The 288-nt window shown below is 55.6% G+C and carries 1 pseudogene; it reads right to left on the bottom strand.

What is annotated here, in order from left to right:
• A pseudogene (locus KDM89_RS21810) lies at positions 1–288 on the bottom strand (MFS transporter); the annotation flags it as partial.

Below are 288 nucleotides of genomic sequence, written 5' to 3'. Positions count from 1 at the left end.
GGTAACACTCATCACGCTGGCCAGGGAGCTTAAAGAGCCCATCGCCATGCCTTGAGAACCGGCATCGACCGCCCTGGAAAAAATCGCCTGTAAGGCGGGCCCTGCAGCAAACGCGAGCAAATTACACAGTATCAACACATACATCATCCAGCCTTCGGTCGCCAGCCCGTACAAGGTCAACGCCACACAAGAGGACATCAAGCCATATTGCACCGCTTTTTCATCACCGACCCGCTTGGTATACGCCCCCAGAAACACGCCCTGCATGAGCACAGCAGAAACGCCAAC

The organism is Cognatundibacterium luofuense (genome assembly GCF_018139685.1).
In the GTDB taxonomy this organism is placed as follows: domain Bacteria; phylum Pseudomonadota; class Gammaproteobacteria; order Burkholderiales; family Burkholderiaceae_D; genus Undibacterium; species Undibacterium luofuense.
The sequence above is the reverse complement of the archived record's forward strand: the minus strand, read 5'-3'. Positions and strand labels throughout refer to the sequence as shown.